General features: G+C 57.2%; 21 protein-coding genes. All 21 read right to left on the bottom strand.

The genetic code is table 11. The annotated features are described in order from the left end of the window. Positions 1-12 precede the first annotated feature (12 nt). The 21 genes from ftsA to F1C16_RS02585 all read right to left on the bottom strand — a co-directional run bounded on the left by ftsA (position 13) and on the right by F1C16_RS02585 (position 23,566). Complete coding sequence (gene ftsA / locus F1C16_RS02685) at positions 13-1,395, bottom strand: cell division protein FtsA (protein WP_185282835.1); 1,383 nt, start codon at positions 1,393-1,395, stop codon at positions 13-15. A gap of 94 nt (positions 1,396-1,489) precedes the next feature. Beyond that, complete coding sequence (locus tag F1C16_RS02680) at positions 1,490-2,254, bottom strand: cell division protein FtsQ/DivIB (RefSeq protein WP_243900310.1); 765 nt, start codon at positions 2,252-2,254, stop codon at positions 1,490-1,492. Then, complete coding sequence (gene murC / locus F1C16_RS02675; RefSeq protein ID WP_185282834.1) at positions 2,238-3,689, bottom strand: UDP-N-acetylmuramate--L-alanine ligase; 1,452 nt, start codon at positions 3,687-3,689, stop codon at positions 2,238-2,240. The genes F1C16_RS02680 and murC overlap by 17 nt, the downstream gene beginning before the upstream one ends. Before the next feature lie 12 nt (positions 3,690-3,701). Beyond that, entirely contained in the window at positions 3,702-4,802 is a 1,101-nt protein-coding gene (gene murG / locus F1C16_RS02670) for an undecaprenyldiphospho-muramoylpentapeptide beta-N-acetylglucosaminyltransferase (protein WP_185282833.1), read from the bottom strand. A 164-nt stretch (positions 4,803-4,966) separates the two neighbouring features. Then, complete coding sequence (locus tag F1C16_RS02665; protein ID WP_185282832.1) at positions 4,967-6,145, bottom strand: FtsW/RodA/SpoVE family cell cycle protein; 1,179 nt, start codon at positions 6,143-6,145, stop codon at positions 4,967-4,969. A 124-nt stretch (positions 6,146-6,269) separates the two neighbouring features. After that, positions 6,270-7,625, bottom strand: coding sequence for a UDP-N-acetylmuramoyl-L-alanine--D-glutamate ligase (murD, locus tag F1C16_RS02660; RefSeq protein WP_185282831.1), 1,356 nt, complete (start codon positions 7,623-7,625; stop codon positions 6,270-6,272). A gap of 54 nt (positions 7,626-7,679) precedes the next feature. Further along, positions 7,680-8,900, bottom strand: coding sequence for a phospho-N-acetylmuramoyl-pentapeptide-transferase (gene mraY, locus F1C16_RS02655; RefSeq protein ID WP_185282830.1), 1,221 nt, complete (start codon positions 8,898-8,900; stop codon positions 7,680-7,682). Positions 8,901-8,974: 74 nt separating this feature from the next. Continuing rightward, positions 8,975-9,202 (bottom strand): hypothetical protein, encoded by a 228-nt coding sequence (locus F1C16_RS02650; RefSeq protein WP_185282829.1) that lies wholly within the window; start codon positions 9,200-9,202, stop codon positions 8,975-8,977. After that, entirely contained in the window at positions 9,199-10,671 is a 1,473-nt protein-coding gene (locus F1C16_RS02645) for a UDP-N-acetylmuramoyl-L-alanyl-D-glutamate--2,6-diaminopimelate ligase (RefSeq protein ID WP_374940589.1), read from the bottom strand. The genes F1C16_RS02650 and F1C16_RS02645 overlap by 4 nt, the downstream gene beginning before the upstream one ends. Before the next feature lie 27 nt (positions 10,672-10,698). After that, positions 10,699-12,969 (bottom strand): penicillin-binding protein, encoded by a 2,271-nt coding sequence (locus F1C16_RS02640; RefSeq protein ID WP_185282828.1) that lies wholly within the window; start codon positions 12,967-12,969, stop codon positions 10,699-10,701. After that, the gene (locus F1C16_RS02635; RefSeq protein WP_185282827.1) at positions 12,966-13,667 is read right to left on the bottom strand and encodes an FtsL-like putative cell division protein; all 702 of its coding nucleotides are present in this window, start codon (positions 13,665-13,667) and stop codon (positions 12,966-12,968) included. The genes F1C16_RS02640 and F1C16_RS02635 overlap by 4 nt, the downstream gene beginning before the upstream one ends. 114 nt (positions 13,668-13,781) lie before the next feature. Next, complete coding sequence (gene rsmH, locus F1C16_RS02630; RefSeq protein ID WP_185282826.1) at positions 13,782-14,717, bottom strand: 16S rRNA (cytosine(1402)-N(4))-methyltransferase RsmH; 936 nt, start codon at positions 14,715-14,717, stop codon at positions 13,782-13,784. Continuing rightward, positions 14,714-15,190 (bottom strand): division/cell wall cluster transcriptional repressor MraZ, encoded by a 477-nt coding sequence (gene mraZ, locus F1C16_RS02625; RefSeq protein WP_185282825.1) that lies wholly within the window; start codon positions 15,188-15,190, stop codon positions 14,714-14,716. Before mraZ ends, rsmH begins: the two co-directional genes overlap by 4 nt. Before the next feature lie 229 nt (positions 15,191-15,419). Continuing rightward, a complete protein-coding gene (locus F1C16_RS02620; RefSeq protein WP_185282824.1) occupies positions 15,420-16,148 on the bottom strand; it encodes a fatty acid desaturase in 729 nt (242 codons plus the stop codon). A gap of 90 nt (positions 16,149-16,238) precedes the next feature. After that, a complete protein-coding gene (locus F1C16_RS02615) occupies positions 16,239-17,117 on the bottom strand; it encodes a 4-hydroxy-3-methylbut-2-enyl diphosphate reductase (RefSeq protein ID WP_243900309.1) in 879 nt (292 codons plus the stop codon). 81 nt (positions 17,118-17,198) lie between these two features. After that, complete coding sequence (locus tag F1C16_RS02610; protein WP_185282823.1) at positions 17,199-18,386, bottom strand: carboxypeptidase-like regulatory domain-containing protein; 1,188 nt, start codon at positions 18,384-18,386, stop codon at positions 17,199-17,201. Positions 18,387-18,471: 85 nt separating this feature from the next. Continuing rightward, complete coding sequence (locus F1C16_RS02605) at positions 18,472-18,996, bottom strand: hypothetical protein (RefSeq protein ID WP_185282822.1); 525 nt, start codon at positions 18,994-18,996, stop codon at positions 18,472-18,474. Between the two features lie 18 nt (positions 18,997-19,014). After that, positions 19,015-19,857: a phytoene/squalene synthase family protein gene (locus tag F1C16_RS02600; protein WP_185282821.1), complete on the bottom strand. Its 843-nt coding sequence runs from the start codon at positions 19,855-19,857 to the stop codon at positions 19,015-19,017. A 165-nt stretch (positions 19,858-20,022) separates the two neighbouring features. Beyond that, positions 20,023-21,492: an NAD(P)/FAD-dependent oxidoreductase gene (locus F1C16_RS02595; RefSeq protein ID WP_185282820.1), complete on the bottom strand. Its 1,470-nt coding sequence runs from the start codon at positions 21,490-21,492 to the stop codon at positions 20,023-20,025. A 367-nt stretch (positions 21,493-21,859) separates the two neighbouring features. Beyond that, positions 21,860-22,375 (bottom strand): sigma-70 family RNA polymerase sigma factor, encoded by a 516-nt coding sequence (locus F1C16_RS02590; protein WP_185282819.1) that lies wholly within the window; start codon positions 22,373-22,375, stop codon positions 21,860-21,862. Positions 22,376-22,651: 276 nt separating this feature from the next. After that, on the bottom strand, positions 22,652-23,566 hold the full coding sequence (locus F1C16_RS02585) for a MerR family transcriptional regulator (RefSeq protein ID WP_185282818.1): 915 nt from the start codon (positions 23,564-23,566) through the stop codon (positions 22,652-22,654). Positions 23,567-23,628 lie beyond the last annotated feature (62 nt).

Genomic DNA, 23,628 nt, shown 5'->3' with positions numbered 1-23,628 from the left:
CCATTGAGCAATTTAATACTGCTTATCGTCAAAATCGTCGATGAGCAGGCCCTTGGTGCGGCTGATAATGTCCTGGAAGAACTTACTAGCGCCCGAAGGCTTCTTGGGCTTTTCCGGCTCCGGTGCAGGAGCAGGTTGTTGTGCTACGGGCGTTGGCGGCGTGTAGCGTGGCTCGGGAGCTTGCGGCTGGTAGTAGGCCTGCGGCTGCTCCTCTTCGTAGATGCTCTGGTTGACACGCTCGTCGAGGGGACGGTAGCCGGCCAGCACTAGCCCTACTGTAGTAGCATACATCGGCGACTTCACCGCCTCGATCTTGCTCTTACCCAGGTGCTCATTGGGGTAGCCAATGCGCGTATCCATGCCGGTTACGTACTCCGTGAGCTGTACCAGGTTTTGCAACTGCGAGCCACCGCCCGTCAGTACAATGCCAGCGGCCAGTTTATCGGCGTGGCCGGTACGCTGAATTTCGGCATACACCAGCTCCACGATTTCCTCCATCCGAGCCTCAATAATGTAGGCCAGGTTTTTCAGGGAAATCTCCTTGGGAGCCCGGTCGCGCAGGCCGGGAATGCTCACGATTTCGTACTCGGAAGCTTCCTCAGCAATGGCTTTACCGAACTTCACCTTCAGTTGCTCCGCCTGATTTTGCATCACGGCGCAGCCCTGCTTGATGTCGCTGGTCAGGATGTTGCCGCCGAAGGGTAGCACTGCCGCGTGGCGGATGATGCCGTCCTTGAAAATAGCCAAGTCCGTGGTACCGCCGCCAATGTCGATTAGGGCCACGCCGGCCTCTTTCTCCTCATCCGACAGCACCGACATCGACGAAGACAAGGGCTCCAGGATCAGGCTATCAATCTCCAGCCCAGCCTTGGTTACGCACTTGTTGATGTTGTTGATGGCCGTGCTTTGAGCAGTGATAATGTGAAAGTTACCCTCCAAACGCACACCCGACATCCCCACCGGATCCATAATACCTTCCTCGTAATCCACCTTATAGTCCTGGGGCATTACGTGGATGATTTCGGAGCCGGGCGGGGTCACCAGCCGGTACATATCGTTGGTCAGCCGGTTCACGTCTTCCACCGTGATTTCGCTGTCGGTAGAGGCGCGCGTGATGCTGCCGTTGTGTTGTAAGCTCTTGATGTGCTGGCCTGCAATACCCACGTTCACTACGCCGATATTGATACCGGATTGCTCCTCCGCCTGCCGGATGGCGCGCTTAATGGCGTCCACCGTCTTGTCGATGTTCGACACGATACCCCGCACAACACCTTCCGACACAGCTTTCCCTATGCCCAAAATTTCGAGCTTACCGAATTCATTCTTGCGCCCTACCAGCGCACAGATTTTGGTGGTTCCAATGTCGAGACCGACGACAATTTTATCGTTTTGCATGAGGCGGAGGCGTGTAGGTAGGGTGTTGCAGCTAGGTAAGCTAAGGAATATGACGCAAAAAACGCGTATTTCAGGCGTTTTTAAAAGAGTATGGCTATTCGCAGATGATTTGATCTTTGAACTCCACGTTAACGCGGTGGTAGGTATTCCAGCCCAGGGCGGGCGGAATTTGGCGGTAAAATACCATTAGTTTCGCAAATTTTTCCGATATATTCTTCGGAAAACCAAATTCTATGCGCTGGTCACCTACCTGTTGGGTAAGGGCAACCTTACCATTTGGGTCAATAAAAACTTCCGCTACTTGAGCCCGCCAAAAAGGATGCTCATCTATGTAGCGCAGTAGCTCCAAATAGTGACGGCCAACCGAATCCTGAAAGAAACCAGCCTGCAACGGTGCCCCGCCCTGCCGGGCCACGGGCACCACGCGGGCCGTGAAGAGCGGTGAGAGCGGCAGTTGCCGGCCATCAGAATCGAGGTAGGAGTCCTGGCGGGTATCTGAGTGCGTGAGGCGGGCAATGGGACGGCTCTGGCGCACATCAGCATGCAGGTTGCCCGACAGGTCGCGGTAAACCTGCGCATCCTTCACGAAGCTGTGCGCCTTTAGGCGCCCTTCCAGCGCCCGCAGGTTCAGGGCCTCGGGGGCGCTACCCTCCAGCCGGTCCCGGCCGTTTCTGGTCAGCAGTTGCGTCACTTCCCGTTCGCTAATGAAGTAGTTATTGAACTCATTACTAATTTTAACAATGACTTGTCCCACAGGACGATGCGCCTGCCGGATGCCAGCAAACACCAGTAGCCCAACCAGCAGCACGAGGCAGCCGGTGGCAAACAGTAGATTATTGGCTTTACGCTTCAGCTCCATTCCACTTGTTATCTAAAAGAGTCCGCAAGCGCGGCACCAGTTGGTCGATGTCGCCGGCGCCAACTGTTGCCAGCACGTCGAATGAATTATCGGTTTGGGCGGCAGCCAGCACCTGCTCTTTCGTCTGCAACGACTTTACGGGGGCCGTTATCAGATCCAGGAGCAGCGCCGATGTGATACCGGGCAAGGGTAGCTCCCGCGCCGGATAGATATCGAGTAGCACCACCTCGTCGGCCAGACTTAAGCTGTCGGCGAAGCCCGCAAGAAAGTCGCGGGTACGGGTGAACAAATGGGGTTGAAACACCACCCGCAGCCGTTTGCCGGGGTAGAGCGCTCGTAAGGAACGCAGAAAGGCGTCGATTTCGCGTGGGTGGTGGGCATAATCGTCCACATACACTTTTGGCCCAGTGCCCGAAGTGGCCGTTACGATGAACTCGAACCGCCGCTTTACGCCCCGGTACGCCGCCACACCCGTTTTCAACGAGTCAGAATTGACGCCTTGCAACTGCGCTACGCAAGCAGCGGCCAACATGTTTTCCACATTGTGGTATCCGGGCACTGATAATTGCAAACCCATTACGCTACCCGCTACGCTATGTAGGTCGAAATGAAACTGATGCCCCTCCGCCGTAATGGCCGAGGAATATAATTCTGGCCCTTCGCTTTTTGTGAGCCCATAGCGGATGACGCGCACCTCCGGCCCCACCGCATCAGCCACGCTGGCATCGGCGGTATGGTTGAGCAGCAGCGTGCCACCGGGCTTTATCTGCCCCGCAAACTGCCGAAACGACTCCACCAGCGCATCCTTGTCGCCGTAAATGTCGAGGTGGTCGGCATCGGTACTAGTGATGATAGCAACGTCGGGGTGTAAGGTCAGGAAGGACCGGTCGTACTCGTCGGCCTCTACTACTATTTTAGCTGTTGGCTCTTCCCCAGAAATTTCTACACCACTATTTTTAATTCCTTCAGGCAACAGCAGGTTGGAACCGAGGTTGACGCTGATGCCGCCCAGAAACGCTCCTACCGGTAGGCCGGCGTGGTGCAGCAAGTGCGCCAGCATACTGCTGGTAGTGGTTTTGCCGTGGGTGCCAGCTACAGCTAGAGTAGGGCGGCCTTCGGTAAGCACGCCCAGCACCTGGCTGCGCTTGCGGATATCATAGCCATTCTCCCGCAGCCATGCCCATTCCTGGTGGTCTTTCGGGATGGCCGGTGTGAGAACCACTAGCGCTTGCTCGCGGTTGTCGCGCACTACCGCCGGAATGTTCTCCACCGCATCGGCATAATGAATGGCAATGCCTTCGGCGGTGAGTGCCTCGGTGAGGGGAGTAGCGGTTTTGTCGTAGCCGCTCACCTGATGACCGTTGGCCTGAAACCACCGCGCCAGCGCCGACATTCCAATGCCGCCAATGCCCAGAAAATAGACGTAAGGTTGCAAGTAGTTGAATCGTTAAGAATTAAAATTCGGCTGCATCAGCTTCTCTAGCTCGTCTACAATCGTGTTGGTGGCAGCAGGGCGCGCCAGCGCCAAGGCATTAGTAGCGAGTTGCTGACGGCGCTCAGGTTGGTGCAGCAGAGCCAGCGCTTCATCGTAGAGACGGGCGGCAGCTTGCGTGTCCGTTACCAGTAGGGCGGCGTTGCGCTGCACCAGGGCCATGGCGTTTTTGGTTTGATGGTCTTCGGCCACGTTGGGCGAGGGCACCAAAATGCTCGGTTTGCCTGTGAGGCATAGTTCCGATACCGATAGCGCTCCGGCCCGGCTCACGACTACATCGGCGGCAGCGTAGGCCAAATCCATACGCTGGATGAACTCCAGCGCGTGCAGCCCGTCCGCCTCGTAGGGCGCAGCGGCCGGGGCAGCCTGGGGATAGTAGGTTTTGCCGGTTTGCCACAGCAGTTGCACACCTCCTTGCTGAAGACGCGGTAGCGCGGCGACCGTGGCCTCGTTGAGGGTACGAGCACCCAAGCTACCCCCGACTACCAGTAAAACTGGTCGACTAGCATCCAGCCCAAAGAAAGCCAACGCTTCGGCGCGGTTGCCGCTGGCAATTTCGGCGCGTACGGGGTTGCCCGTGAGCACCAGCTTATCGGCCGGAAAGAATTTCTCCATACCCTCGTAGGCCACGCAAATGCGGTCGACGCGGCGGGCCAGCAGCTTATTCACGAGGCCCGCGTAGGAATTCTGCTCCTGAATGAGGGACGGAATTCCGCGCGAGGTGGCGGCCAGCAGCACCGGTGCCGAGGCGTAGCCCCCTACCCCCACCACCGCATCGGGCTGAAACTCTTCGAGCAGCTTGCCCGCCTTGCGCACCGACCGAATCACGCGCACCGGAAACATGAGATTCTGAGGCGTCAGGCGACGTTGTAAGCCCGTCACGTCGAGGCCCACAATGCGGTAGCCGGCCTCGGGCACGCGCGTCATCTCCATGCGGCCGTTAGCGCCCACAAAGAGAATTTCCGCGCTGGGGTGGCGGCGGCGCAGTTCGTTGGCAATGGCCACGGCCGGGAAGATATGCCCGCCTGTACCGCCGCCGCTGATGATTACTTTCATGTTGTGCTTAAGCTATTAGCTTCGTCGAATGTCATTCCGAGTTGGTCGAGGAATCTCGCGTGCTGATGGCAGGTAATAATTACTATCAAGCGAGATTCCTCGACCAGCTCGGAATGACGTTCTGTTTCGTTGACTTTCTGGAGATGGGCGGCTGCAAGCCGCCCCTACCCCATTGCTACCCGCGGAATCCGGGCGGTATCGGCAGGCTCGCCCACCATGGGGCGTACCTCCCGCTCGCCCCTACTCACGGCCAGGATAATACCGATGCTGATACCGGTGAAAATGAGCGAGGTACCGCCCATACTCAGCAACGGCAGGGGTAGGCCCGTAATCGGACCCAGGCCTACGGCCACGCCCATATTTACCATCGCCTGCAAGACCAGACTAAAGCTCAGTCCCGCCGAGAGCAACCCCCCGAAGGCGCCGGCGCTGTTCATCACGGTTTTCAGCCCTCGATAGAGAAAAGCGAGGTAGAGAAACAGCACGAAGGCACCTCCTACCATGCCATATTCCTCAATAATTACAGCGTAAATGAAGTCGGAATACGGGTGCGGTAGGATGTTGCGCTCAGTGCTCTTGCCGGGGCCTTTGCCCGTGACGCCACCCGTCGCAATAGCTATGTAGCTGTGCTCCAGCTGAAACGGCACCGGCTTCGATTTATCCGTGAAACTCGATACGCGGCTCATTACCGTTTTATAGCGCTGCCCTGAGGCCAGCCCTACCCCACCTACTACCAAGCCAATGGCTACCATCACGGCCATCTGCTTCAGTGGCACCCGACCAATGAACATCAGCAGCAAACAGGTGATAAATAGCAGCAATGCCGTAGAAGCGTTACTCATAATGATGATGCCGCAAATCAATCCTACCCACAGCATAACGGGGAGCAGGGTGGTTTTGAAGTCTTGCACGTGCTGCTGACGGCGGCTGAGCATACTGGCCAAGTGGGCAATGAGGGCCAGCTTGGCTAAGTCGGAGGGCTGAAAGGTTTGGTTGATAACCGGGATGGTCAGCCAGCGCGAGGCATCGTTGAGGGTAGTGCCACCGAAAAAGAACGTGAAGAGCAGCAACGGCACCGAAATCAATAGTGCATACAGCGACAACCGCGAGTAATAGCGGTAGTCGATGCGGTGGGCCAGCCACATGAAGAACAGCCCCACCAGAATCAGCCCGGTGTGCTTGAACAGGAAGTACTCGGTGTTGCCGCCCATCTTCTTGTAGGCCAGCGTACCCGTAGCCGAGTACACCACCGCAATACTGATCAGCGAAAACAAAATCACAATACCCCACAGGACCGGGTCGCCCTTGAGGTTGCGTTGCAGCCAGTTTTTAATGGGTTCCATGGAGTGAAATTGTGAGATAGTGGGTTTGTCGTTCTGCTGGCGTGGCTTGTTTGAGAGGGTATTTATGTAATGGATAGAGAGCTACATGTTTCACAAACTGGACATCATGCTCACCCGCTCACAATTACACCATTTCCTGCACTGCCGCCGCAAATTGCCTACCCCGGTCCTCATAGTTTTTAAAGAGGTCGAAGGAGGCGCAGGCGGGTGAAAGCAACACTACGTCGCCGGGGCGGGCCAGGGTGGCGGCACGCTCCACGGCATCGGTCATGCTTTGGGTCTCGACGAGGTAGGGCACCACGCCGGTGAAGGCAGTGCGTAGCTTTTCGTTGTCTGCCCCCAGGCAAATGAGCGCCTTCACGCGTTCCTGCGCCAGGGGCAGCAACGAGGTGTAATCGTTGCCCTTATCGGTGCCCCCGGCAATCCAGATGATGGGTTTGGTAATGCCATCCAGGGCATACCAGGCGGCTTCCACATTGGTGGCTTTGGAGTCGTTGATGAAGGTAGCGCCGTTGATTTCGCCCACGGGTTGCAGGCGATGGTCGGCGTTGCGGAAAGTAGCCAGAGCACTTTCGATCTGCTCTTTCCCTACCCCCGCCACGCGGGCGCAGAGCACAGCTGCTAGGATGTTCTGGCGGTTGTGCTTCCCAATCAGCGGCGAGTTGGCAGTGCTGATTTCCTCAGTTTCGCTATAAAAACCGGGCAATAAATCTAGGCGTACCAGGCTTTCTTCTTCGTAGTAGCCCGCCAAGTGAAAATCGGGGCGGTGATGCAGGCTGAACGGTAGCTGTCGCACCGGCCGAAAGGCCCCCTTAAAGTTGCGCTGGATGTTCTCGTCGTCGGCGTTGTAGATGAAATAACCGTTACTGTCCTGCCGGCGCATGATGCGCAGCTTGGACTCGGCGTATTTTTCCATCGAGTAGTCGTAGCGGTCGAGGTGGTCGGGCGTGATGTTGAGCAGCACCGACACCCAGGGCTGAAAATCGTGTGTGTCGTCGAGCTGGAAGCTACTCAGCTCCACCACGTAGTAGTCGTGCTGGTCGTCGATTACCTGCTCGGCCAGGGAGTAACCTACGTTTCCGGCCAGGCCTACCTTCAGGCCAGCCTCTCTCAGCAAGTGGTAAGTGAGTAGTGTGGTGGTAGTTTTGCCGTTGGTACCCGTGATGCAGATGCACTTCGCTTTGGTATAGCGCCCAGCTAGTTCAATCTCGGAGATAATAGGCGTATTCTGTGCCCGCAATGCCTGCACGATGGGGGCCTTTTCCGGAATACCAGGGCTTTTTACTACCTCATCGGCAGCCAGAATTCGGGCTTCAGTGTGCTGATTTTCCTCAAATTCGATACCAGCCACCGTCAGCTTTTCCTTGTAACGTGGTTGAATCGGGCTTTTGTCGGACACAAATACGGTGTGGCCTTTAGCGTGCGCTAACAGCGCCGCCCCTACTCCACTTTCCGCAGCTCCTAAAATGACGATGTTCATGCGTTATTCTGTTGAGGTTTCTCGCGAAGATTGCGCCCTGCGAGAAACCTGTCATTAGCGTAGTTTCAGCGTTACCAGCGTCAAGACGGCCAGCATAATACCCACAATCCAGAACCGCGACACGATTTTGGATTCGTGGTAGCCTAGTTTCTGGTAGTGATGGTGCAGCGGCGACATGCGCAGCAGGCGCCTCCCCTCGCCGTACTTTTTGCGGGTGTATTTGAAGTAGCTCACCTGCACAATCACCGACAGGTTCTCAATCAAAAACACCCCACACAGTACCGGAATCAGCAATTCTTTCCGAATGATGAGGGCCAGCACCGCAATGATGCCACCAATGGCCAGCGAGCCAGTGTCGCCCATGAACACCTGCGCGGGGTAGGAATTGTACCACAGAAAGCCCACGCACGCCCCCACAAATGCAGTACAGAAAATAACCAGCTCTCCGGAATTCGGGATATACATAATATCCAGATAGTCAGCCAGTACTGAGTTACCACTCACAAAAGCGAAGATGGCAATGGTAGTCCCGATGATGGCCGAAGTACCCGCCGCCAGCCCATCGAGGCCGTCGGTGATGTTGGCGCCGTTGCTCACGGCCGTGATGATGACGATGACGATGGGAATGTAGAGGAAGGCGTAGAGGCCATTGAAATACGGCCCAGCGTAGCTGAACAGATTGCCATAGTTCAGCTCGTTGTTTTTAGCGAAGGGGATGGTAGTAATCATCAGCTTCACATCCTGGTATACCTGGCTGGCGTCTACGGCCGAGAGCTGGCCATCGGGCAGCAGGTACTGGCGCACGGTCACGTCGTTGGAGAAGAACAGCACCCAGCCCACCGTGATGCCCAGCCCTACCTGACCCAGCACCTTGAAGCGGCCTGCCAGGCCTTCCTTATCCTTCTTTACTACCTTAATATAGTCGTCGAGGAAGCCAATCAGCCCTAGCCACACCGTGCTCAACAGCATCAGAATGATGTAGATATTGTCGAGGCGGGCAAATAGCAGCACCGGCACCAAGATGGCCAGCAGAATAATCAGACCGCCCATAGTAGGCGTTCCTTTCTTCTCCATTTGCCCCTGCAACCCTAGGTCGCGGATGCCTTCGCCAATCTGGCGGCGCTGCAAGATGCGAATGAGCCGCCCCCCAAATACCTGGGCAATCAGCAGGGAAGTGATGACGGCCATGGCCGCCCGAAACGTGGTATATTGAAACACCCCCGCGCCCGGTAGGTGGTAGGTTTTGTACAAATACGTGAAGAGGTGGTAGAGCATGGGCGCGGTAAATCAGCAAAAAAGGACAGTCAGAAGGATTTCAAACTGCAAATGTTCAGCTTTTTGACGAGGCGTCAGGTATTGCGTTTGTTCAGATTTTGATTAGTACTGGTCGCGGTCCAGGGGCCGGGCAGGGCGTCGTGGTAGGTGGTGTGCACGGCGCGCAACTGCTGCACCTGAGCATCAGCCACAATTAGCGTAGTCGACAGCGCCGGCCCAACGAAGCGACGCGATGTATCGTTTTTCTCGGTTTGCTTCAGCCACAGGGTGGGGGTAGCAGGACGGCTCGGGTTCTTCTTCATTTCGCCAACAGCTCAAACATCTCGCGCAGCACTTGCTTGTCATCGAAGGGCGTGCGCACGCCCTTTATTTCCTGGTAGGTTTCGTGGCCTTTGCCGGCTACCAGCACAATATCGCCAGGCTGGGCCAGCGCCACGGCCGTTTTAATGGCCTCGCGCCGGTCGGCAATGGTGAGCACCTTGCCCATATCGGCTGGCGCTACGCCGGCCTGCATCTGGTGCAGAATATCGTTGGGGTCTTCGAAACGCGGATTATCGGCGGTCAGAATTACGCGCTCGGAGCCCTGGCAGGCCAATTTAGCCATAATCGGGCGCTTGGCCGCGTCGCGGTTGCCGCCGCAGCCTACCACCGTAATCACCTGCTGCCGTGGCTGGCGGATGTCGGCAATGGTATCGAGCACGTTTTCGAGGGCGTCGGGCGTATGAGCGTAATCCACAATGCCCGTCACCCGCGTTTGCACCGATACCACCGGCTCAAACCGCCCCGGCGCCGATAGCAAGCCCGATAGGATGGTCAGCACCGCGTCGGCGTCTTCCCCCAGCAGCACGGCCGCGCCGTACACAGCCAGCAAGTTGTAAGCATTGAATACGCCGATGAGGCGGAACTGCACCTCGCGGCCGTCCACCTCCAGGTGCAGACCGTGTACGGCGTTTTCGAGCAGCTTACCCCGGAACGTGCCTACCCCCCGCAGCCCGTACGACTCGCGCCGGGCCACCGTGTTTTGCAGCATCACCGGGCCGCGCTTGTCGTCGGCGTTGGTGAGGGCGAAGGCGGTTTTCGGGAGCTTATCAAAGAAGCCTTTCTTGGCCTTGAGGTAGGCGTCGAAGGTGCCGTGGTAGTCGAGGTGGTCGTGGGTGAGGTTGGTGAAGATGCCGCCCGCGAAGTGCAGCCCCGTAATGCGGTGCTGCACCACGGCGTGGGAGCTGACCTCCATAAATACGTAGGCGCAGCCGGCCCGCGCCATGCGCGCCAGAAGCTCATTCAGCCGGATGGCGTCGGGCGTGGTGTGGGTGGCCGGAATCACTTCCTCGTCAATCTGATTCTGCACCGTGCTCAGCAGGCCCACGTGGTAACCCAGTTCCCGGAACAGCTTGTGCAGCAGGGTAGCACAGGTGGTTTTGCCGTTGGTGCCGGTCACGCCCACCAGCTGTAGTTTCTGGGATGGATGATCGTAAAAAGTAGCAGCCATCAGGGCCATGGCGGCGGCGCTGTCGGGCACCAGCACGTAACTCACGGCATCGACCCGCTCGTCGGGTAGGGCTTCGCACACTACCACGGCGGCGCCCTGCTCCACGGCCTTCGGGATAAACTGGTGGCCATCGGCGGCCACCCCGCGCAGGGCGAAGAATACAGTGCCCGGCCCGGCTTGGCGCGAGTCGAGGGTAAGGCCTTGCACCGTTACCTCGGTGGGGCCGTGTTGGTCGAGCACCGGAATGCCGGTGAGCAGCGCAGAAAGAGAATGTGTTGTCAAGAGAAAAAACGACGCGGCAAGCGCCGGTTAAGCTTTGGGTTTAAATTCGGTCCGGCGCGGCGTTTGCTGCGTGATGGACGACGGCGCCGACCGTCTTTTAGCCGGTTCGGCGGTTGCCGGTTTGGTATCGGCGGCCGCCGTGGGTAGCAGCACGGGTACCATTTGCCGGCCAATGGGCGCCAGCTCCAGCACCACGGTAGCACCCCTTTGCAGGGCACTACCCGCAGTCAGCGACTGACGCTGCACGCGGCCCGTACCCACAGTTTTCACGCGCAGGCCCCGGTTTTCCAGCAAAAATAGGGCATCGCGCAGTGTCATGCCCTGCACGTTGGGCACATGGTCGCGCGACACGGGCTGGGCTACCACGGCCAGCTTGGCCGAGTCGCGGGCGGGCGTCACGCGCACCCAGTCTTCGGCTACCGCCTGCGGCGCGTCCATGCCTATCGAAAGTTTTTCGCACACTAGTTGCAACTCATCTTGCATACCGGCGCGCACGTACGGCACCCGCGAGCGGGGGCCGCTACCCCGCGCCAGTAGGGGCCGCTGACTGGCCGCGTCGCGGGCCATGGCCTTATCGGCTACTTCCCGGAACACCGGCGCGGCCACCGTGCCACCGTAGATGCGGCCGCGACGAGGCGAGTCAATCACCACAATGCAGCTGTACTTGGGCTTATCAGCAGGGAAATAGCCGCAGAAGCTGGTGGAGTACATGCGGGTATAGTGGCCGTTTTTGAATTTCCAGGCAGTGCCGGTTTTGCCAGCAATGCTGTAATCATCGGTCTTAATGCCGCGGGCCGAGCCGTTCAGCACCACCCCTTTTAGCATAGATTGCAGCTTGGCTACTGTTTTTCCCGAACAGATGCGCGGGTTTAGCACCCGTGCCTCGAAGCTCTCCAGCACCTTATCGGCCTGCTTGATTTCCTTTACAATGATGGGCTCAATCTTCACGCCGTCGTTGGCAATGGCGTTGTAAAACGCCAGCGTTTGCAGCGGGGCCAGCTTCAGCTCATAGCCAATGCTCATAGTAGAGAGCGAAGTACGGCTCCAGCTCCGGTCGTTAGGGTCCTTCACATAAGGTCGTGCCTCGCCCGCCATCTGGAAGCCCAGCGGCTTGTCTAGCCCAAAGCTCTTGAGATGGTCGGTGTACTTCTCGGGGTTGGCTGAGAAATGGTCGTTGATGAGCTTGGCTACCCCAATGTTCGACGACTGCTCAATGGCCTTCTGAATGGTCACGCGGCCGTTGGGGTGGGTGTCGGTTTTGATGGCGCCGGCAATCTTCATAGAGCCCGAGGTGCCGGTGTTCACGGTGTCGGTCAGCTCAATGTCGGGGTCGTCCTCAAACAAGGCCATCATGGAAGCCAACTTGAAAGTAGAGCCCGGCTCGGTGCGGCCCTGGTCGGCAATGGCGTAGTTATAGTTCTCGGTGTACACGCCGTCACCAATCTTGCCCAAGTTGGCAATGGCCTTGATTTCGCCGGTTTTCACTTCCATCAGCACCACGCAGCCATATTGCGCGTCGTTGTCTACCAACGACTTATACAGTGCATTTTCGGCTACGTCCTGCAAGTTGATATCGAGGGTAGTCCTGATATCGTAGCCGGCTTGGGCCTTCACCTCCGAGCCATCGTAGATAGGTTTGTTGCCGCCGGGTAGGCGCTCAAACAGGGCCTCGCCGTCTTTGCCGGCCAAGCTGCGGTTGTAGGTAAACTCTAGCCCCGCGCCGTTTTTGTCTTCGTTCAGGAAGCCAATAGTGCGCTGGGCCAGTCCGCCAAACGGCCGAAAACGCTTGTCGACCTTCTCGAAAATAACCCCGCCCTTGTTCTTACCTAGCCGGAAAATCGGCCACGTAGCCAGCTGTTTTTTCTCCTGAAAATTGATCTGCCGCGAGTTCAACCGAATATAGCGCACCACAGGCGAGGCGTTGCGGGCGTTCTTGAGCTTGCGAGCATATTCCTGCGCCGACTTATCCCCAAAAAAGCGCGAGAGCAACAGCCCCAACGAATCGGCCTTGGCGCGCAGCACATCTTTGTCGACCACACTTGGGTCCCAGGCCACCCGGTAGAAGGGTAGCGAGGTAGCCATAATGCTTTTGCCGTCGCCGGCCAGAATGGTGCCCCGTGTGGCAAATACCGGCTGGTATACCACCCGGCGCTCCTGCTCCAGCGCCCGCCACTTGGCCCCCTCCTCTTCCGACTGAATCCGCGACACCTTCCAGACAATGGCTGCCGAAAACAGGCACACCCCCAGAAAGGCCAAGCGAACCCGCGTAACTATGGCTTTTTTTACGTTTCCCTTCATTTCTTCTTCGCAGGTTTAGTGCGCGCTTTCGGGGCTTCAATCATGCGCGGCGCACGGACAGGCGCAGCCACCGAGTCAGGTGGCAGTGCCCCGGCCTCTTCCTCGGCGGCTAAGCGGGCCAGCGAGTCAGCCACGGCCCGAGCCGCCATAGAGTCGGCTGTGATAACAGGTAGGCGGTCCAGTTGGGCTTCGTCCAAGCGGCCGGCGGGCACCTTGATGCGGAACGGCGGCGAGGAGCTTTCCACCAACCCGTAGGCCGCTACTTTGCGGGCTACCTCGCTTTGCTTGCTAGCCTCCATATAGTCAGAGGATAGGGTAGTAAAGTCGGCGCGCAAGTCCTCAGTTTCCAGTTTCAGCTTCTGAATATTGCGGTTCATCCGCGTGGCATAGTGCGTATTGCCGATGTAGAGCAACGTTAGGAACATCACGAACAGCAAATGCGGCAGGTAGCGCACCGGCAGCCCCTCGCGGAACAGCCCATCCATGCGCATGATGCGGTCAACCACCGTAAATACACTCCAGGTGCTAGCGGGCCGCCGCGGGGCGCGGTAGGGCTCCGGCTCTTCCTCAGGCTCCGGCTCGGGCACGTGGGTAGGCTCGGGTACTACCTCCGGCACAGGCATGGGCGCTGCCACCTCGCGCGGCACATTGGCGCGGGGTGGAGTTTTTTGCGGTGGTCTGACGGTATTAACGGCCATGTTTTTAATTAAGAATTAGAAATTAATAATGGATACATAAGCATTTATTAGCTGGCGCTGATAATTCAATTAGCAAATATTTCATAGTTGACATTAACAGATAATTCTTCATTGCTAACTATTTATTTTTAATTCCGCTATGCGGAGTTTCGCGCTTCGGGCGCGGCTGTTTTCGGCAATTTCGGCGGCGGTGGCTTCTACGGGTTTGCGCGTGAGCACGGTGAAAGGCTGGTGCGTATTGCCGAACAAGTCCTTTTCTACTTCCCCAAAGAACTTGCCTTTAGCGAGGTAGTTTTTCACTAGCCGGTCTTCCAGGGAGTGGTAGCTCATCACCACTAGGCGGCCGCCGGGGCGTAGCACTTGCGCCGTTTGCAGCAGCATTTCCTGCAGGGCTTCCATTTCCTCGTTCACCTCAATGCGCAACGCCTGAAAAACCTGCGCCAGGTATTTATTCTCCTTGCCGCGCGGCGTGCAGGGCGCAATGGCTTTCTTCAGCTCCGCGATAGTCGTAATGGCCTTACCCCGACGGGCGGCCACTACGGTGGCGGCCAGGGTGCGGGCATTCGTCACCTCGCCATACATCCCAAAAATGCGGTGCAGCTCGGCCTCGGAGTAGTCCTGCACAATGTCGGCGGCGGTTTGGGAAGCCTCGGGGTTCATGCGCATGTCCAGCGGGCCATCGAAGCGGGTAGAGAAGCCGCGCTCCGGCGTGTCAAATTGGTGCGACGACACCCCCAGATCGGCCAGGATGCCATCCACGGGTAGGGCGCCGTGGCGGGCTAGCTCGGCGTGCAGGTCGCGGAAGTTGGCGCGAATGAAGGTGAACTGCGGCCGGGCCAGGCGGGCGGCTTCGGCCTCGGCATCGGCATCCTGATCGAAGCTGTAGAGGTGGCCGGTGGTGAGATGCTCCAAGATGCGCGCCGAGTGCCCGCCTCCGCCAAAAGTTACGTCTACGTAGCGACCATCGGGACGCAGGTCGAGGGCGTCGAGGCACTCGCGTAGCATCACGGGGCGGTGGTAGGCGGTATCGTTGGGGTAGGAAGTGCTCATGCAGCAAGTGGACTGGTAGGGGCCGTGTCAGGGGTAGTCAGGAATTTTTGGGCCAGTTTGGAGAAGCTCTGCTGGTCTTTGATGAGGAAATTGTCGTAGCGCTCGGGGTCCCAGATTTCGCACCGGTTGCCGATGCCCACAATAATGGCCTCCTTCTCGATGCCGGCGTAGCGCAGCATGGTACGCGGCAGCATAAACCGGCCGATGCTGTCCAACTCTACCTCTGTCATGCCCCGCAAAAAATTGCGCTGAAACTGGCGGTATTCCTCGTTGAACTCGTCCAGCGCCATCACCTTCTCGTGAATCACGCGCCACGCCGAGCGCGGGTAAAGCACCAAGCACGGCTCAAAACCGCGCACTAGGATCAGCTGGTTGCCGGTTTCCTCCGGCAGACTACCCTTCACCTTGGCCGGCAGCACCAGACGCCCTTTCGGGTCCAGCTTGCATTCGTATTCGCCGGAGAGAAGGTTCATGGCATTGCCTGGCATCGTTTCAGGGATACTAGCAAAAGTACGGATTGCATGGGAAAAGCCCACCACGATTTACCATTTTCTACCACTCCACTGAAAGCGCGTTTTCAGGGTATTTAAGCGGTTTTGCACTTCTATTACCATAAAAAGCAAAGCGGCGCTACCAAGTGGTAGCGCCGCTTTGTCAAAATGGCAGACGTTTATCGTTCCGAGCGAATCCGTGGCCCAGACATTACTTCGTGCGCCACAGGCGCCACCAGGGTAGGTAGGGCTGGTCGTGGTGCTCGTAGTGGTAGCCGAAAAAGTAACAGCTCACGAAAGCCCACGCATGGTGCCGCAACTGCGTACGCGACTTGTGCGGATTGTCGGGGGCGTGCTCGCCCCGGTGCGGCAGGTAGGTCCCAAAAAAGAACAATTGCAGGGTAGCCAGCACGGCCGGTATCATCCAGAAGACAATGACGTTCGCCTGCGGAAACCACAACTTCAGCACGTTATAGGTAGCGGCCATTAACACTACTTGCCACCAAGTCACGTAGTTCCAGGCGAAGCGCACGAACCAGAACAGGAAGTTGGGATGCTCGCCATCGTGGTAGTCGGGGTCGTCTGGGGTGGCTACGTGGCGGTGGTGGTGCTGGTGCTTAGGCAGCATCCCGGGGAACCAGTTGTAGGCAAACAGCAGCGCGGCGACGGTGCCAATGGCGTTGTTCAGGCGCGGGTTGGGGCTCACCACGCCGTGCATGGCATCGTGGGCGGTGATGAACAGGCCAGTGTAGAGGTGCATCTGCACCAGAGCCAGCAGGTAGGGCCAGGGCGTGCGCCAATCGGGCCGGTAGTAGGCCAGCAGGTAGGTGAGTAGACCGGCCCACAACGTCATAATCAACAACGCAATGCCTACCCCCTTATACCCTACCGACGTAGGTTTCAGGCGTTTTTGCGTGGATAGAGTAGCAGTTGTTGACATAGGGATTTCGCAGGGATACGCGAAAGTAACACAGGATGAGACCGCGTACGTTCAGAAAGTTACTCAGTCACTCTACCGCTCAGTCACTGCCTAGAGTCGCAGCAGCGTGTCGCGCACCTTTTCCATCAGCCACATGGGCGTGCTGGTGGCGCCACAGATACCGATGGACTGCCCCGGCCGGAACCACTCGGTTTGCAACTCCTCCACCTTCGACACGAAGTGCGTGTTGGGGTTGGTTTCGAGGCACACATGGTAGAGCACCTTGCCGTTGGAGCTTTTGGTGCCCGATACGAAAATCACCTGGTCGAACTGGGCAGCAAACCGACGCAGGTCTTTGTCGCGGTTGCTAACTTGGCGGCAAATCGTGTCGTTGGCGTTTACGGTGTGGCCCCGCTGCTCCAGCTCGCCCTTGATGCGGTAGAAGCTGTCGGTGCTCTTGGTGGTCTGGCTGTAGAGCGTGATGTTGTCAGGCAGCTCGTGACGCAGCAGCTCGTCGAGGTTCTCGAACACCACCGCTTCGCCGCCAGTCTGGCCCAGCAAGCCGCGCACCTCGGCGTGGCCATGCTTGCCGTAGATGAAGATCTTATCCTTTTTGTCGAAGCTGGCCTTGATGCGGTTTTGCAGCTTTAGCACCACCGGGCACGAGGCATCAATCAGCGTCAGGTTGTTTTCCAGCGCCATCTGGTAGGTAGCGGGTGGCTCGCCGTGGGCCCGAATGAGCACGGCCTCGCTACGTAGGGTAGCAAAGGTATCGTAGTCGATGATGCGCAGGCCACGCTGGCGCAGACGTTCTACTTCTTCGTCGTTATGTACGATGTCGCCTAGGCAATACAGGTAGCCTTGCTCATCCAGCAAGTCCTCGGCCATCTGAATAGCATAGATGACGCCGAAGCAAAAGCCGGAATTGGGGTCGATACGGACGCTCAGGTGGTGCGGCATAGCTTTCGGAATAACCGCAAAAACCGGCATAAGGTTACAGTGCGGGGGAGTATCCGGGAAAAGATACGCAAACTCATCCTTTCGGGCTGCAAAACCCGCGCATTTTCAGCACTATAAGCGGCCGAATACCCGGCGTCCCTCAAAGGACTTAATTACACTTTCCTCCACCGGACTGGCCCGAATAATCTCGTTCTCCTTCCAGAATTTGGCGTTATAGGGCCGCCCCTGTAGCATTTGCAAGTCATCGGCGCTGTGCTTTACCCGGCCGTAGGCCTGGCTGGGTAGGCGGCCAGTGTATTGATATAATAGCAGATAGGCCGATATCAACGACTGCACGGGCGGACGGTTACCGGTTTGCACTGTTACGGCCAGCTCACCCCGCGTGCTGGCCAGACGCGTGAGCGAATCAGCCACCGGCGCAAAATCCGATACCAGCCGCAATGAATCTGATAACGGCTGAAAACCCTTCGTAAATGCCAGCATAGAACCTACTCGCAGGCGTAGTTCCTGGCGGCGCAGGGCTGCTGTCTGACGGTCGAGGTAGAGCGTGCCAGCGGGAGCGGGCTTGTCTATCCCCGGTCGCGGCTGGAAATCGATGACAGCGGTTTCGCGGCCGTTTTCAGTCTGTATCTCGCGTAGCGTGAAGGTGAACCGCTTGGCTGCATCCAAAGCCAGTGGCAGGTACAGACTACCCCGTTTGGGGTGCTGGGTGAAGGTAGGCAGCCGCATCAGGGTAGAGAAGTTTTTCATGTGAAATGGCCCTGCCACGGCCGCGTAACGCGACTCGCCCAGCTCCCACCCTACTATCTTCTGCGGTGTCAGCTCTACATCATAAAACGCGTCCGACAGTTCGTCGTAGGTGCCATTGGTGCGGGTTTTCTGGCGGTAGAAAGCCTTGCCGTAATACGTATCTTTTTCGTGACGAACCAGTTGGGCGTAGGCGCGCAGCACCAGGTCTTCGGCCACGCGCTGGGGATTGCGCACTACCACCTCCGGCAGCTGTACCGTGCTGGCGGGCAGAACGATAGTGAGCGTCGCAGCCGAAGTAGCCACTACTTCTGTGCGGGCGTACCCAATGCTGAGTGCCACCAGCCGTTGCGGCAGGGCGGGCACGGTCAGGCTGAATTCCCCTACCTCGTTGGTAGCAGTACCCGCCGCGCCATCGGGCAGGGCCACGCTGGCATAAGGAATAGGGTGATGCTCGGTGTCTTCTACTCGCCCCGTCAGGTGAATACTTTGGCCAAAAGCCGTTAGGCTACTCAGTAAGAGACACCCTACCAGTACTACGTTGTGCATCATGCTAACAAGGGTAGAAATACAAAGCAGCCTAAACAAAAGAAGCTCCAAACAGGAGCTTCAGGATAAAATATGGTATGGTGCAACGCTATAAGGAGGTTAGGCGCTGGGCGTCGGGACCAGATACGTGGCCGCGTTCTACCATAAAATCGCGCACCAGAGCAAAGGATTCGTTGTCCATACCGGACTCGGGGTGCTGCAAGAGCGTGCGTACCAGAAACTGCCGGTCATCATCTACGTGCTGGCTGAGGCCCAGGAAGGCGGGCAGGTTGCTTTCCACGCTCAGGCGCAGGAACCGAATTTCGGCGTTGTCATCGTCGCGGCGCACGGCTTCGTCAAATAGCTTGGCGGCCTGCTGTACGTAGGTGAGCTTGTTGAACATGGAAGCGTCGCGGGCCCGAATAGCTTCAGCGGCGGCTTTATAGGCTAGCACCACGGCATCGTGCTGGGTGTAGGCGGCCATTAGTTGGTGAAACTTCTCACCACCTTCTTTGCTTGCAGCAGCTTGCTGATACTGGCGGCGCAGGTTGGCAACGGAGTAGGGATTGGCGTCGGACACGAGACTGGAGAGAATGAAGAACAGGGTAAGACAGAACGGCAGCAGAACCTTCACGCAGTACGAGTTTGTTGGCTAAATGGCCCGGAGGCGATAACGAAAGTACGAACCTAGCAGCAAAAGCATTTTAGTGTTGTTGGGCACACGCACTCGTTCACTCAAAATATGCGCCGCCGGCAACTGCCGGATTTTATAAAAAAGCTTTAAGTAATATACGTAGGCTAGGTATACGCCTAATCGCGCCGCTCGCGGCAGCTGCACGATGCCGGCGTAGCCAGCCTCGAAATCGGCCAGAATATCGTCCTCTATTTGGCGCTTCACCTGGTCGTCGAACCGCTCGTACTGCACGCCTGGGAAATACACACGGCCACGGTCTTCGTAGTCGGAGCGAATGTCGCGCAGGAAGTTCACCTTCTGAAACGCCGAGCCTAGCCGCCGCGCCGGTTCGCGCAGACGCTCAAACAGCGCCTTATCTCCCTCGCAGAAGATGCGCAGGCACATTAGCCCTACCACTTCCGCCGAACCGTAGATGTACTCCTGGTACAAGGACTGGTTGTAGCTCTGGTCTTCCAAGTCCATCTCCATGCTGCGCAGAAACGCATCAATAAACTCCTGGTCGATGCCGTAGCGGTGCACCATCAGCTGGAACGCGTGTAGCACCGGATTCAGGCTCAGCCGCTCACGCAGGGCTTCGTCAGTTTGGCGCTTAAAATCCTGAAACAGTGCGGCTTTATCGTGGCTATGGAAGGTGTCCACGATTTCGTCGGCCCAGCGCACAAACCCATACACCGCGTACACGGGCAGGTGAAAGCGCTTGTCGAGCGTCCGGATGCCCAGCGTAAACGAGGTACTGTAGCGCGTGGTAATCAGCTTGCTACACGCCAGCGTAGTTTCATCAAAAAGGGCAACGTGGTCCACTTTTTATAATTAGGAATTATGAATTATGAGTTGGTGGTAGCCCGTCATGCTGAGCGCAGCCGAAGCATCTCTACCGTGAGTGATTTTTCAACGGTTGCAACGAAGCAGTAGAGGTGCTTCGGCTGCGCTCAGCATGACGGTCAACGTTCTACGTAGCATCCTACCCTACCCGCCGAAGTCCTTTTCAATTTCCTGCGCTACTACCTGGCCCGAAATGAGCGAAGGCGGCACGCCAGGGCCGGGCACGGTGAGTTGGCCCGTAAAATACAAATTGCTGACTTTCTTGCTTTTCAGGGCGGGCTTCAGGATGGCAGTCTGACTCAAGGTGTTTGCCAAACCATAGGCGTTGCCCTTGTAGCTATTGTAATCCTGGATGAAGTCGCGGTGGGCGTAGCTGCGCCGGAATACTACCGCGTCGCGGATGCTTTGGCCGCAGTGTTTTTCCAGGCGCTCCATGATGAGGTGGTAGTATCGCTCGCGGGTTTCCTCGGTGTCGTCGAGGTTGGGCGCTACTGGAATCAGCAGAAACAGGTTTTCGCTACCCTTGGGGGCCACGCTGGGGTCAGTTTGGGAAGGGGCCGAGGCGTAAAACAATGGGCGGGTAGGCCACTGCGGCTGCTCGTAAATCTCGTGCGCGTGCCGCCCAAAGTCCTCATCAAAGAACAGATTATGGTGGCGCAGGTTGTCGAGGCGCTTGTTGACGCCGATGTAAAACAGCAGCGACGAGGGCGCCAGCGTGCGCTTGTTCCAGTACCGCTCAGTGTAGTTGCGGTGGTCGAAAGCCAGTAGGTGCTGCTCGGCGTGGTGGTAGTCGGCACCAGCTACTACCACATCGGCCGGCCGGAAGCCGGTGGCGGTGCGCACGCCGGTAGTACGGCCGTTTTCCACCACAATTTCCTCCACGGCCTGGCTGTATTCAAACTGTACGCCCAGTTCCTGGGCCAATTGCACCATGCCTTCCACAATCTTGTGCATGCCGCCCATAGGGTACCACGTGCCCAGCGCGAGGTCGGCGTAGTTCATGAGGGAGTAGAGCGCGGGCGTGTTTTGCGGGGTAGCCCCCAGAAACAGCACCGGAAACTCAACCAGCTCCAACAGGCGCGGGTCTTTGAAGAACTTGCGCACGTGCTTGTGCATGCTTTGCAGCAAATCGAGACGCAGGGCGTCTACCAGCAGGTGGGGCTTGGCAAACTCCAGCACCGAGCGGCCGGGCATGTGCACAAATTTGTGCATCCCTACCTCATACTTGTAGGCGGCCTGCCGCAGAAACTCGTCTAGCCGCGCACCGCTGCCCGGCTCAAACCGCTCAAACAACGCCCGCAGCTCCTGCATAGCCGCCGGAATATCTACGGCCTCGCCCCCCCGAAATACCACCTGGTAGGACGGGTCCAGCCGCACCAACTCGTAGTAGTCCGCTACTTTTTTGCCGAAGCGGCCAAAATATTGCTCAAACACATCGGGCATCCAGTACCAGCTGGGGCCCATATCAAAGGTGAAGCCGGCTGACCGAAACTGGCGGGCGCGGCCGCCGGGGCCTTCGTTTTTTTCCAGCACCGTGACGCTATGGCCCTGTTGCGCCAGGGAAGTAGCGGCTGCCAGCCCGGCAAAACCGGCCCCAATTACAAGTACATTCATTATCGCAGATTGTGCAGATTGAGCGGATTTCGCAGATGCAGATACGCGTTGTTCCGCTCCGTCTCGCTATTCCGATACGGAAGCCCGGCCAACTCGTTCCGCCCTACCTTGTTCAGCTTGCAACAAACATACGGCCTACCCCCGCAATTTCGGCAACGCCCTACGGCCCGCCGCCCTACCCCACAATCTTCCCAAGGCTAAAGCACTAGGCTACCAACGAAATAGGTATGCACTCCGTCCGCATCAGCGCAATCTCATCAAGCTGCACTATCCGCAACAAAAAAACGGGCCGCGAACAACGTGACTTGCGTCAACACTGTTTGCGACCCGCTATACGCCCGGGGCAGTTGTACTCTCTCCCTATTCCCTACACGCCGGGAGCGTATACCTTTAATGCGTCCTTCAGTTCCTTCCGGGCAATGTGAATCCGGTTTTTAACCGTGCCAATGGGAATCTGAAGCTTCTCGGCTATTTCCAAATATTTATAGCCGATGTAGTACATCATAAACGGGGTGCGGTAATCGGCCGGGAGGTTGCCGATAGCCTCATTGATATCCGTTACTACGAAATCCGAGCTGGCACCGTTGTGCGTAATGTAGTTTTCGTCGGTGTTGAAATACTGAAAATACTCTGTGCTGTCAATATTGCTATTGCGCTTGGTAATCTTGTTGTAGTTGTTAATGAAGGTGTTGCGCATGATGGTGTACAACCATGCCTTCAGGTTGGTGCCCGCCTTGAACTTGTCCTTGTTCAGCAGCGCTTTTAGCAAAGTTTCTTGTACAAGATCTTTCGCATCGTCAGCGTCGCGGGTCAGGTTCATCGCCACGGGCTTTAGAGAGTAAGAAATCTTCTGTACTTGGTTGGTGAATTCCAAAGAGGTCATACTGTTTAGCTTTTCGTGGCAAAAAGTTAAACAAAGATACGGGAGAAATTAAAAGTTGTGCACAATTGATCAAAAATAATTTTGATTATTTCCAAACAACGCGCCTAACGGCATAGTAGGCGTACGAAGCTGTTGATTTTCAGATCGTCATCTGAACCCTTAAAAAGCGAAGGCCCTTCTTCTGCTGCCAGAAAAAGGGCCTATATGCAATCTGAGGGACGAAAAACGCCTTGTTAAAAAATTATGACTTCTGCGTAGCGCACTCAGTCAGCGGGCTTAGCTCAAGACTTCCGTAGGCTCTGGGTGTAAAGTCAGGGAGTTAGCCAAAGCCAGGAAATCGGTCATCAGGCGGAGTTGTACTGCGTTGCCGGGTAGTTGCAGGCACTCGCGCTGCACCAGCGGGCCATACAAAAACAAGGGCGTGTGCGGACTGATACGAGCCAACTCCTCTATGAAACCCTGTACCTGGTCGCGCTCCGGCACTGATGTGAGCACCGTGCACAAGGCGTAGGGCTGATAGGCCTCACACACTGCTGCCAGCTCTTTAACAGGCAGGTTTTGGCCCAGATACAACACGTGGTGCTGCCGGGCCCGCAGTGCGTAGCTCATAAAAAGCAAGCCCAACTCGTGTAGCTCGCCCTGCGGCAAAAACAGCACCCAGCGCCGGGCCTCTGTCGGCGGCACGTAGGGTAGGGCATCAATAGCGGCCACCATTTTTTGCCGTATCAGGTTGGCTACCAGATGCTCCTGCGCCGGGTTGATAGTGCCTACCTGCCACATAATCCCTACCCGTCGCAGAAACGGATACAGGATATGAAGCATGGCTTCTTCGAAACCCAATTGGTCGAGAGCGGCGGTTATTTGCAGTTGCAGTTGGGGCTCGTCCATGGCCACGGCAGCGGCCAGCAGGGCATTTACCTGCGGCACATGATCCTGGCCCTCTTCGCCGCACTGCATCACGGCCTGACATAACTCCTGCTCCGACAGCTGGGCCACGCGCGAAATGCGGTGCCCGCGGTTGCACAGGGTAGCCACGTTCAGCAGGCGGCGTAAGTCGCTCTCGCAGTACGTACGGATGTTGGTAGAGGTGCGCACCGGCCGCAGGATACCGTAGCGCTGCTCCCACATCCGAATGGTGTGTGCTTTTATTCCGGAGAGATTCTCCAGGTCGCTGATTGAAAACTTTCCCACGGCTGTTTTTAATTAATAATTACGAATTAATAATTATTAATTTTTCTCTATTCTTTTATTGG

It is taken from the genome of Hymenobacter sp. NBH84, assembly GCF_014217645.1.
In the GTDB taxonomy this organism is placed as follows: Bacteria; Bacteroidota; Bacteroidia; order Cytophagales; family Hymenobacteraceae; genus Hymenobacter; species Hymenobacter profundi.
This window is presented reverse-complemented; position numbering and strand designations above follow the sequence as displayed.

Excerpts from the sequence above, each read along its gene's own strand:
- ftsA (WP_185282835.1), bottom strand. The coding sequence starts at position 1,395 with ATGCAAAACGATAAAATTGTCGTCGGTCTCGACATTGGAACCACCAAA.
- F1C16_RS02615 (WP_243900309.1), bottom strand. The coding sequence starts at position 17,117 with ATGCCGGTTTTTGCGGTTATTCCGAAAGCTATGCCGCACCACCTGAGC.
- murG (WP_185282833.1), bottom strand. The coding sequence starts at position 4,802 with ATGAAAGTAATCATCAGCGGCGGCGGTACAGGCGGGCATATCTTCCCG.
- murD (WP_185282831.1), bottom strand. The coding sequence starts at position 7,625 with ATGAACATCGTCATTTTAGGAGCTGCGGAAAGTGGAGTAGGGGCGGCG.
- F1C16_RS02635 (WP_185282827.1), bottom strand. The coding sequence starts at position 13,667 with ATGGCCGTTAATACCGTCAGACCACCGCAAAAAACTCCACCCCGCGCC.
- F1C16_RS02595 (WP_185282820.1), bottom strand. The coding sequence starts at position 21,492 with ATGAATGTACTTGTAATTGGGGCCGGTTTTGCCGGGCTGGCAGCCGCT.
- F1C16_RS02650 (WP_185282829.1), bottom strand. The coding sequence starts at position 9,202 with ATGAAGAAGAACCCGAGCCGTCCTGCTACCCCCACCCTGTGGCTGAAG.
- F1C16_RS02665 (WP_185282832.1), bottom strand. The coding sequence starts at position 6,145 with ATGGAACCCATTAAAAACTGGCTGCAACGCAACCTCAAGGGCGACCCG.
- F1C16_RS02590 (WP_185282819.1), bottom strand. The coding sequence starts at position 22,375 with ATGACCTCTTTGGAATTCACCAACCAAGTACAGAAGATTTCTTACTCT.
- F1C16_RS02610 (WP_185282823.1), bottom strand. The coding sequence starts at position 18,386 with ATGATGCACAACGTAGTACTGGTAGGGTGTCTCTTACTGAGTAGCCTA.
- mraY (WP_185282830.1), bottom strand. The coding sequence starts at position 8,900 with ATGCTCTACCACCTCTTCACGTATTTGTACAAAACCTACCACCTACCG.
- F1C16_RS02640 (WP_185282828.1), bottom strand. The coding sequence starts at position 12,969 with ATGAAGGGAAACGTAAAAAAAGCCATAGTTACGCGGGTTCGCTTGGCC.
- F1C16_RS02680 (WP_243900310.1), bottom strand. The coding sequence starts at position 2,254 with ATGGAGCTGAAGCGTAAAGCCAATAATCTACTGTTTGCCACCGGCTGC.
- rsmH (WP_185282826.1), bottom strand. The coding sequence starts at position 14,717 with ATGAGCACTTCCTACCCCAACGATACCGCCTACCACCGCCCCGTGATG.
- F1C16_RS02620 (WP_185282824.1), bottom strand. The coding sequence starts at position 16,148 with ATGTCAACAACTGCTACTCTATCCACGCAAAAACGCCTGAAACCTACG.
- mraZ (WP_185282825.1), bottom strand. The coding sequence starts at position 15,190 with ATGAACCTTCTCTCCGGCGAATACGAATGCAAGCTGGACCCGAAAGGG.